General features: G+C 58.1%; 6 protein-coding genes. All 6 read left to right on the top strand.

Going from position 1 to position 10,222, the window contains the following annotated elements; translation table 11 throughout:
* The first annotated feature begins 323 nt into the window (after window positions 1-323).
* The 6 genes from VGL38_00915 (at window position 324) to VGL38_00890 (ending at window position 10,006) form a co-directional block, all read left to right on the top strand.
* Window positions 324-524, top strand: coding sequence for a helix-turn-helix domain-containing protein (locus tag VGL38_00915; GenBank protein HEY3293978.1), 201 nt, complete (start codon window positions 324-326; stop codon window positions 522-524).
* Window positions 525-534: 10 nt separating this feature from the next.
* Window positions 535-1,005: a chemotaxis protein CheW gene (locus VGL38_00910; GenBank protein ID HEY3293977.1), complete on the top strand. Its 471-nt coding sequence runs from the start codon at window positions 535-537 to the stop codon at window positions 1,003-1,005.
* An 11-nt stretch (window positions 1,006-1,016) separates the two neighbouring features.
* The gene (locus VGL38_00905; GenBank protein HEY3293976.1) at window positions 1,017-1,970 is read left to right on the top strand and encodes an HDOD domain-containing protein; all 954 of its coding nucleotides are present in this window, start codon (window positions 1,017-1,019) and stop codon (window positions 1,968-1,970) included.
* A gap of 24 nt (window positions 1,971-1,994) precedes the next feature.
* Entirely contained in the window at window positions 1,995-2,423 is a 429-nt protein-coding gene (locus tag VGL38_00900; protein ID HEY3293975.1) for a response regulator, read from the top strand.
* Window positions 2,424-3,096: 673 nt separating this feature from the next.
* Window positions 3,097-6,615 carry a hypothetical protein gene (locus VGL38_00895; protein HEY3293974.1) on the top strand — a complete coding sequence of 1,173 codons (3,519 nt, stop codon included), beginning with the start codon at window positions 3,097-3,099 and terminating at the stop codon, window positions 6,613-6,615.
* A 445-nt stretch (window positions 6,616-7,060) separates the two neighbouring features.
* Complete coding sequence (locus tag VGL38_00890) at window positions 7,061-10,006, top strand: hypothetical protein (protein ID HEY3293973.1); 2,946 nt, start codon at window positions 7,061-7,063, stop codon at window positions 10,004-10,006.
* Window positions 10,007-10,222 lie beyond the last annotated feature (216 nt).

The following is a 10,222-nucleotide window of genomic DNA, read 5'->3' as shown; positions in this document are numbered from 1 at the left end:
TGCGCAAAGGATTTTCATGCGGATTTGCCGTGGATTTTGCCAGTCAAGAAGCTGTATTTGCAAGACAAAGAGAAGCTCTTCGGTCTATGAACCGGGCGAAGATAGCAAATCAAGCCAATATACATCGGGCCCTGCGGCAATGCAAGGACAAAACCCGGGCTGGCAAAAAGTTTGGAATGGGGTTGTGATTTGCATAAGGGATCATAGGAGGGGAAACAGTGGGTCCGCAGTGGTGGGAAACCCTATAGAATCGGCAAGGGCACGGGACTTGCAGTTCAGCATAGGAAACCAAGAACGAAATGACCTTTCGGGAGGCTTAACCTTTGGAACAACAGAGAATGGAGCCGGAGCGTATCCGCATGCTTCGGCAGAGATTACAGCTTACGCAAGAAGATTTTGCCCATCTTATCGGCGTGACCTTTTCGACGGTCAATCGCTGGGAGAACGGCAAGTCTGCCCCGAATCGCATTGCCTACCGGCTGTTAGCCGGACTGGAAAAGAAGGCTAAAGCAACGGCGGAATAAGGGGTAGTTTGTGACAACAGCAACTCGGGGCCGGGGCACGGTCGGATCAGGCAAGGGGGACATGTTGTTTGTGTCTTTCGTGCTGGGCGGGACGGATTACGGGGTGGAAGTGGATGAAGTCTACGGCATCTATCACGGATTGCCGATCATTCCGACGCCGGATTCTCCTGCGGTTTATGCCGGGGAGATTCAACTGGTAGATCGCCGGATCCCGATCGTAAATTTACGACGGTTTGCGGGTGTGAGTGATACCTGTGTACCGCCGCATTGGATTGTCATCGTAGATAATGTTAAGGGACCGGTGGGGTTTGTCGTGGACCGGGTATCGGAGGTGGTGAAGTTAACACCGGCCAGCCTCACGATCACGGATGCCACGGCACCGGGACCGGTAGGAAATTATGTTATGGCAGTTGCCAGTCATGAGAACCGGCCGATGTACCTGCCGGATTTCGGTCGACTGCTGCAGGATGCCGTTCAATAGGAACCGTAGCTATGGCCACCACTCCCGCAGAAGTTCGAGTTTTTCCGTTGCCGTCGGCGGCTGCGCCGCTGGCGGTAAGTGACGAAGCGCGGCTCAAACAAGTTAAAGATCAGATTCTGGCCGCCGGAGATCTGCCGACGCTGCCGCTCATTGCGTTGCAAGTCAGCCGGCTGGCTTCCAATCCGCTGACCGGCATGTCGGAGATTGTGCGGATTATCCGCAACGACCCGGCGCTCACGGCCAAGATTCTGCGCGTGGCCAACAGCGCCTTTTACGGAATGCCGCGGCGGATCGAATCGCTGAACATGGCGCTGGTGGTGCTGGGGATGCGCGAACTGAATAACCTGGTGACGTGCATCACCGTGTTGAAAACCTTTCCGCCAGTGCCGGGCTCGCAGCACTTCGACCGTCGCGCCTTCTGGGAGCATTCGGCGGGCTGCGGCGAGATCGCGCGGGTGATTGCCACGCGGCTGCATTTGCGGTTGCACGGGGTGGAGTTCACCGCCGGACTGCTGCACGACGTGGGCAAGATCGTCTTCGAGCAGCATTTGCACAATGATTTCATGGCGGCAGTCAATCTGGCTGCCGAGGAACACCTGTCATCGGTGGAAGCCGAAGGACGGAAGATGGGTGTGGATCATGCCGAGATCGGATCGTGGCTGGCAGAAGTGTGGTGCCTGCCGCCGTCCATCGTGGAAGCGATCCGGTATCACCATCAGCCGATCCACGCGCCGGACCATGCGCCGCTGACGGCTGTGGTGCGGCTGGCGGATCTGTTTACCCGGATGCTGCTGGATCCTCACGGGCGGCCTCATCTGAGTGAGGAACTGGTGCGGGATCCGGCGTGGGATGTTCTGGCCAAACAGAATCCGGAAATTATCAGTCTGGATGTTGTGCGCTTTGCCGAGGAGCTTGAAGAGAATATTGAGCGGGCGCGGGAGTTTATCCGGCTGGCCAGCGACTGAACCAACCAACGGGGGAGTTTGTCTGTGCAGGCGGTACGAGTGCTCGTGGTGGATGATTCCCGTTTTGTGCGGCGGATTATCAAGCTCTTGTTAGAAGCCACAGGGGATTTTGTGGTGGTCGGCGAGGCGGCGGATGGCGAGGATGGCCTGGCCAAGGCCCGGGATCTGCATCCGGACGTCATCACACTGGACGTGGACATGCCGATGCTGGATGGACTGGGAATGCTGCACTGTCTGCGACAGGAGAGCGATGTGCCGGTGGTGTTTGTCACTGGGTTGCCGGGTCTGGCGGATGAGCTGGCGCGGCGTCCACAGGGGTTGGGCGCGGTCGATACGGTGGTGAAGACATTTTCGGATCATGCGCTGGATTTGAGCCTGTTCGGCGATGAGTTAGTCGCCAAGCTGCGAGAGATCTTGTACTCACCGGGAATGAAACGGGACGAACGGGATTGACCGGAAACGGCAAGACCGGGAGGAGAAAAGGGCGGCCTTCATGGAAGGCCGCCCTTTTTTATTCAAGCGATACGGTCCTGGGCTCAAGAATTCAAACGGTGTCGAGTTGCCGTCATGCGTGTGCATCTCATGTGAAAAATTTCATATATTCCTATTTGCAACGGTAAATTGCACTATGGAGATGAGATGTTTACAGGAGTGATGCTATTGCCCTATCCTGGCGTGATATGCGGGTTTAGCGAAATTCGCCGGAGAATAGGTGTAAAGTTGTCCGCTTTAAGCTGTATGTTAAGTGCCGTGGGGCCGTAGGATAGAGGAATTGAGAGGCCACAAAAACGTGTGGGGCAACACTATTTAGAATGATGTAAGAGGGTTCCTTGCAAATACTGAACTTGCAAAATAGGGCGAAGGGGATGGGCGAGCAATAACGAATATATAAAGTTCTGATTATATGGTATTAGTTAAAGAGGCAACCAAGGCTGTCGATGAATTCCAGCCCTTGATCTTTATCATTGACTGGCTAAGACTCAGCCGCTATATTTAGCACCTATTAGCATAAGATGGGTGGATTACGTCCGCTCGATTTTCCTGCGCGTATGATTAATTTTTGAATATGGTGTAAGTCCCAGCTGTGGGTGAACTTCAAATCAACCGAGGAAGAGGAAGAGAAAGCATGGTGAAGCGAACGCTTTGGTATGTATGTCTTGCCCTGATCTTGGCCTTCGGAGCGACGAGTGTGCTCCAAGCAGCCGGAACAGAGAAGAAGGAGCAAAAGGCTCCGTCAGCGGTATCTGTAAAGTCAGTTCGGAAGGCGAGCAAGGCGCAACTGGCTGCGGACGCCGATGTTGCCCAGAAGCTGCACGCGTATGAACTGTATGACCGCGTGAAGAACGGCGGCAGTGTGACGGCAGCGGAGAAGGCGGAAATCGCGCGGTTCGTGGGCGAGCCCAGCCGCGGCGGCAGCGCGTTGGACAACGTGGGCGGGCCGGATGCCTACGGCTACCGTTATGTGGACAACGTCGCGCCGGACACGGCCAGCTACGCGTGGATCGAACTCTGCGGTGATGCGAACGCGACGAACGGCCCTACGGGGGATGATGCTTCGGCATCGGCAACCATCGGTTTTCCCTTTTCGTTTTACGGCACCGCTTACACGTCGTGCTATGTGAGCACCAATGGCATGCTTTCTTTCGGTGGATCCAATACCGCCTGGAATGCGTTAGATCCGACCACGACGGCGCCGACCTATCCTTATTTTGCGCCGTTTTTTGTTGACATGAATACGGGACAGGGGACGAACGGCGGCTGCACCAGCAACGGCACGGCTCCGTGGATTCGCTGGGAGACCTTCGGCACGGCTCCGAACCAGTATTTTGTCGTGGAGTGGAGACGGATGCCGGAATACACGACCGGTAACCTGTTCAGTGTGGAAGCGATTTTGTATCCGAACGGCCAGATGAAGGTTCAGTACCATCAGACGGACTTCATGCTTCCGACGCTGGCTGCGCGCAGTTGGGCGATCAGCGTGGATGCTCCGGGCGCCAACGGCCTGCCCTATTGGTTCTTCAATTCTTCCAACAACACTACGACGGGGCATGCTCCGGCTCCCGGGCGCGTGGTGTGGTTCTATCAGGCTCCCGGCCTGATGCATGACTATAGCTGCACAACGATTGCCAGCCCGGCCCTGCAGCAGTTTGTAGGCCAGACGGTGAGCGTGACGGCAAGCGTCAGCAACGTGGGTCAGACCACCGAAGCGTCTCCGGTGAAATATCAGTTCAACGGTGGTGCGATTGTGTCGGAAGCGACAGCGGCTCTCCCGCAACACGGCGTGGAAAATCACACGTTTGCCACTCAGATCACGATGCCGGCGGTTGCGGGCAGCTACCAGTTGAAAGTGTGGACGGATCTGGTCGGCGATCTGGCACGCGGCAACGACACGGCGAGTGTGAATATCGTTGTTCGGTCCTGCTACAACGTAGACCTGGGCTCAGGCTTTGTTGCGGTGACAGGCCAGGCGAACTGCGGTTTAGGCAATACCTATTCAAGCACATGTCTCGGCAATTATGACGGCGGCGAAGACATGACTTACAAGTGGACCTGCCTGACGGAAGGCGATTATCTGTTCCGCATGGATCCGCACGGCACGACCTATCCGGGCATGCTGCTTTCCAACCATTGTCCGCCGGACAGCCAATGCGTCCGCGACACGATGAATTCGGGCGCGGTTGTGCTGAGCTTCTGCCAGCATTTGATGCCGGGCACCTATTACATTATGATCGACACGTGGCCGTCCCCGAACTGCATTCCCAATTTCGATTTCTCGATCGGTGATTGCGGCACGGGACGCTGCTGCTATGGCGATCCGACCAATCCGAACTGCGCGACCAACACCAACGCGGCTTGTACGGCGCTGAACGGCACGTGGACGATGGGCATCACTTGCGCCACGAACCCCTGCCCCGCCCGTCCGGTCAATGACAACTGCACGAGCGTGACACCGGTGTCCCTGCCCGCGACGTTTACAGGCAACGTAAACAACGCGACGCACGACTGCAGCCTTTATTCCTACGGCGACGGCGAAGTGTGGCACGCCTTCACGACGACCCAGTGTTCGAACGTGACGGTCAGCTACTGCAACACGAACGCGGCGTGGAACTGCTTCGAAACCATCCTGATCAACGGCTGTCCGTGCGCGAGTTCCGTCAGCTCCTCGACGACCGATTACACGACGTGCGCGAACGGCAACATCACGATTCGCTATAACCAACTGCCCGCCGGGACCTATTATCTGCCGGTGGAATACTCGGTATCGTGCAACGATACGGGCGCATATTCAATCGACGTCAGCGCCATCGCCTGCCCGCCGCCTCCGCCGAACGACGCCTGCGCGAACGCGATTCACCTGACCGGTAACGTGGCTGCCCTGCCGTTCGACAATACGACGGCGATGGCCGCGTCCGAGAACACGAACTGCGGCATGGGCCACGACATCTGGTACGCGTGGTCGACGCAGTGCGAAGTCGACGTCAACATGACCACCTGCGGCTCGCTGTTCGACACCAAGATCGCGGCATTCAGCACCAACAGCACGTATGCGTGCCCGGGAGCGACGGACGCGCCGATCATCTGCAACGACGACACATCCTGCGGCAACAACGCGTCAGCGATTACCTTCCATGCGATGCCCGGCAACTACCTGATCCAGGTCGGCGGCTGGAGTACGTCCATCGGTTCGGGCGTGCTCACGATCAACACGTCGGTTCAGTGCTCCTGCGATTCGGCGACTCAGGTCACCGTGTACATGAATCCGAACTCCGCGGGTCACACGTGGGTGCATTTCAATGCTCCGACGACGACCGGCCGGTACAAGATCTACGAAAGCACCGTTAAGAACAACGACAGCGATCCGCGCAACAACGATCCGGCCTTTACGCTGGGTGGTGTTGTCGTGGCCACGACTCCGGGCCTGCAAATGTGGCAGGACACGGCCGCGATCGGTCAGTACAAGAACTACGTCGTACTGCACGACTGCGCGCCGGTGGGCCGCTGCTGCTACGGTGATGTGATGACTCCGAGTTGCGCGGTGGATACCCGCGCCGAATGCGACGCCCTGCAGGGTGTGTGGACGGCCAACACCGATTGTAGCACGCCGTGCCCGACTCCGCACCTGGCCCGCTGCTGCTACGGCGATCCGACCGCTCCGCAGTGCGCGACCAACGCCCACTTCCAGTGCAACGCCCTCGGCGGCGCATGGGATTCGCTGCTGACGTGCGAAGCCAATCCGTGCCCGATTCGTCCGGCCAATGATCTTTGCACCGGCGCGACCGTGATGACGGGTTCGGGTGATTACACCGGCGACAACAGTGGCTGCGTATCGGCGATTACCCCCGCCTTCACCTGCACCACCGCCGGCTACTTTGACGTGTGGTACAGCTTCACGCCGACCAACGGCGGTTCGGACACGGTACGCACCTGCACCGGCACGACCTACGACACTATCGTAGAAGTATTGACGGGCAGCTGCGGCTCATTCACCTCCGTGGCCTGCAACGACGATTACTGCACGACGCAGTCGCAGGTTGCCTGGACCGCTGTGGCCGGAACGACGTACTACATTCGTATGGCCAGCTACTATTCGACGGTCAGCCCGTCCTATCAGGGTCCGTACACACTGACCTTGGTGGCTCAGTAATTTCCGGAAGCACCTTCCGGAAGAGATGACTATTTCTTCCGACTCCACTTCAGCGGCCAGTGCGCAAGCACTGGCCGCTTTCTTTTGTCCGGAGTACGGGAGAGGACAGGAAGAGCTAAGGAAAAGCGCTACTGTATCGTAATGGTGCGAACTTGCGCAGAAATATTCTGTGAAAGTAAACGCATGGATGCCGATTGAACGCCTGATTATTTTAAGCAATGGCGAAACATGCGTTAGGAACCGCAGAAAAACTATTTGCGGTTCATATCGTGTGTTTGCAGAGGAATGTTGACAAGCGGGAAGTGTCGTCCTATATTTAAAGTCAATGCGAAACCGGGAAGGCGAAATCGATGTTATGGTCTTCCCAACGAATATGTGTGCATAGCATTGTAGTGACCAGAGCTTTACGGGTTCCCGGCATCTTGTCAACAGGAGTAGTAAACAAATGGTTAAGCGAAAGATTTGGATGGTCAGCGCGCTGGTGCTGTGTTGTTGTCTGATAGCATCGGCTGCGGGCACGGCCCACGCGAGGAGAGCGGTTCTTAAGACCAAGAAGGTGGATGCAGCGTCTGCGGCGCAGTCCCTTTCGCCGCAGGTGCCGGCGATGAGTGACGCGATGAGCAGCGATCCGCGGGAGGCGCGCGCACGCGACGCGTATCTGCGATGGCAGCAGGCGGGCACTGCGACGCCGGAAGAAAAAGAGCTGATGGATGAGTTCATCTTCAGCCGGGCAAATCGCTCGGACGGGAATCCTCTGGACAATCAGGGCGGTCCGGACGGATCCGGCTACCGCTATGTGGACAGTGTTACGCCGGACACGGCGGTGTTCAGTTGGATTGAACTCTGCGGCGATGCCAACGCGACCGACGGGCCGATTGGTGACGACGGTTCGGCCCTGGCTCCGCTGGGATTTACCTTTCCATTCTATGGCGGCAGTTACACGTCGGTGAATATCGGGACGAACGGCTATCTTGATTTCACGGCGGCGGCCTCGACGTTTACCAATACCTGTCCGTTTGCGGCGGCGAATCCCACCGACGCGATCATTGCGCCGTACTGGGACGATCTGTACGCGGCGAGTGCCGGCGGGTGCGCGAACACGGGAGTCGCGCCGTGGATACGCTACCGGAATTTCGGAACCTATTTTGTGGTGGAGTGGAGCCAGATTCCGCACTACTCGGCTTCGGCTGACCGCTACACGTTTGAAGCGATTTTGTATTCGGACGGCAAGGTGAAGACGCAATACTTGACTATGTCGGCGACGGTGAATCCGAACTCCGCGTCCATCGGCATCGATGCGCCGGGTACGAGCAACGGTGTTGAATACGGAACATGCAACAGCACGACACTGCCCAACGGCACGGCGAACCTGGCGATCTGGTTCTATCCGGGTCCGCCTCCTGCCCACGACTTTGCAACGACGGCGATCATCAGTCCCGCGGCGGTGACGTATCCCGGCGGCGCATCGGTCACGGTGACAGGAACGTTCCGCAACGGCGGCAGCAGCACGGAGTCTTCGCCCATCAAGTACCAGTTCAACGGGGGCGCGATTGTAACGGAGAATACGGGCAGTGTGGCCCCGGCGGCGACCGTGAATCACTCGTTTGCGACGCCGATTACCATCCCGGCGGCTCCCGGCTCCTATGTGCTGGCGGTGTGGTCGGATCTGGCGACGGACGCCAACCGTGCCAACGATACGCTGCGGGTGACGGTGACGACGGCGTGCGGCGTGACCTGCCAGGGCGGCGACGTGCCCGAAGTGACGGAAGTCCGCACCGATCCGCTGTACTATTTGCATGATCCGGACGGCGGGTGTAACAGTTTGCCTCCGGCCTACGGCGCGATTACCTGCGGCCAGACGGTGTGCGGTGTGGGATTCACCTACGTGCGGACCGATACGACGCCCAACCAAATCTATCGGGATACCGACTGGTACCTGTTTACGACCACGCAGGTCGAGACCGTACGCGTGACGGTTACCGCGGAGTTCCCGGTGCAGATCGGCATCGTGAACGGCGTGTCACCCTGCACGGCTCCGGCCTTTATCGTGTCCAACACAAATGCCGGCGTGTGTTTGCCCACGGTGGCGACGGCGGCCTGCCTGGCGCCGGGAACGTACGCGATGTTCGTTTCGCCCAATGTGGTCGGCAACGGAGTACCCGAGCCGCTGCGTTACCGGGCGACGCTGGATTGCATTCCGGGCAATTGTCCGACACCGCCGGTGAACGACTTTTGCGCCAACGCGATTCACCTGAGCGGCACGGTGAGCGGTTTGGCGTGGAACAACTCGGCGGCACAGGCGCTGGCGGAGAATTCCTATTGCGGAATGGGCCATGACATCTGGTACTGCTGGTCCACACCGTGCGACGTGGACGTTAATGTCACGACCTGCGGTTCGAGCTTCGATACCAAGCTGGCCGTGTTTGCGACGGATGCCAACTGCACGTGTCCCGGACCGACCGGGCTGGGGCTGGTGTGTAACGACGATACCTGCGGCCTGCAATCGGCGGTCAGCTTCCACGCGGCACCGGGGAACTACCTGATTCAGGTCGGCGGATTCAGCACCAACTCCGGTTCAGGCGTGCTGAACATCAACACATCGGCTCCGTGTTTCTGCGATGCGCCGACACAGGTCACCGCGATCATGGACACCAGCGGGCACCGCATCTGGGTGCACTTCAACGCTCCGTCCACAACTGGCCGGTATAAGATTTACGAAAGCACGAACAAGAACAACGACGGTGATCCGAGAAGCAGCGATCCGGCGTTCACCTTGCGGGCAACGATTGTAGCGGCCAGCGCCGGCACTCAAACCTGGACAGACACGTCGGCGATTGGTTTGTACAAGAACTACGTGGTGATCCATGATTGCGCCAGCATCGGACGGTGCTGTTACAATGCGGGCTCGAGCTGTGCGGATAACACGTCGGCGGAATGTGCGACTCTTAGCGGGACATGGACGTCAGGGGCGAGCTGCACGGCAAATCCGTGCGCGCAGCTTCCGGCGAACGACGACTGCGGCGGAGCGATCACGATTAGCGGCCCCGGCACGTATACCGGCGATCTCACACTGGCGACGAACAGTACCGTAACCGATCTGTGCTATGGCGACGTGCCGAATCAGGATGAGTGGTACCGGTACACGCCGGCGACCAGCGGCACGGTGACCGTGAGCCTGTGCGCGGGTACGAGCTTCGACTCGATTCTGGACATCCTGACAGGATCATGCCCGTCACCTACGAGCATTGCCTGTGATGACGACTTCTGCGGCGTTGCCAGCGCGAGTGAAGTCACCTTTGCCGCGACGGCCGGGACAACCTACTTTGTGCGGGTGTCGGCCTATGCGGCCGGCGGTGGTGGCCCGTTCTCGATGACGGTCACCGGACCGTAACGGGACAAAAACAGGGCTTGGATTCACAAGCGGCCAGTGCTTCGGTACTGGCCGCTTTCTTTATGTCGGGGAAGATGGACAGGGATGTGTAAGTTAAGGATATTGTTGCTTTTGATATTACAAAGACAAATAATACAGTTGTTTAGTTGATCTAAGCTAATCAATGAGAAAATTATAGAAGAGGCAGCCTCACAAGACGGTTGCGACGAAAATGAC

The organism is bacterium, assembly GCA_036504735.1.
Taxonomy (GTDB): Bacteria; Electryoneota; RPQS01; order RPQS01; family RPQS01; genus DASXUQ01.
This window is presented reverse-complemented; position numbering and strand designations above follow the sequence as displayed.

Coding starts and splice junctions, on each gene's coding strand:
- VGL38_00890 (HEY3293973.1), top strand. CDS start 7,061: ATGGTTAAGCGAAAGATTTGGATGGTCAGCGCGCTGGTGCTGTGTTGT.
- VGL38_00895 (HEY3293974.1), top strand. CDS start 3,097: ATGGTGAAGCGAACGCTTTGGTATGTATGTCTTGCCCTGATCTTGGCC.
- VGL38_00905 (HEY3293976.1), top strand. CDS start 1,017: ATGGCCACCACTCCCGCAGAAGTTCGAGTTTTTCCGTTGCCGTCGGCG.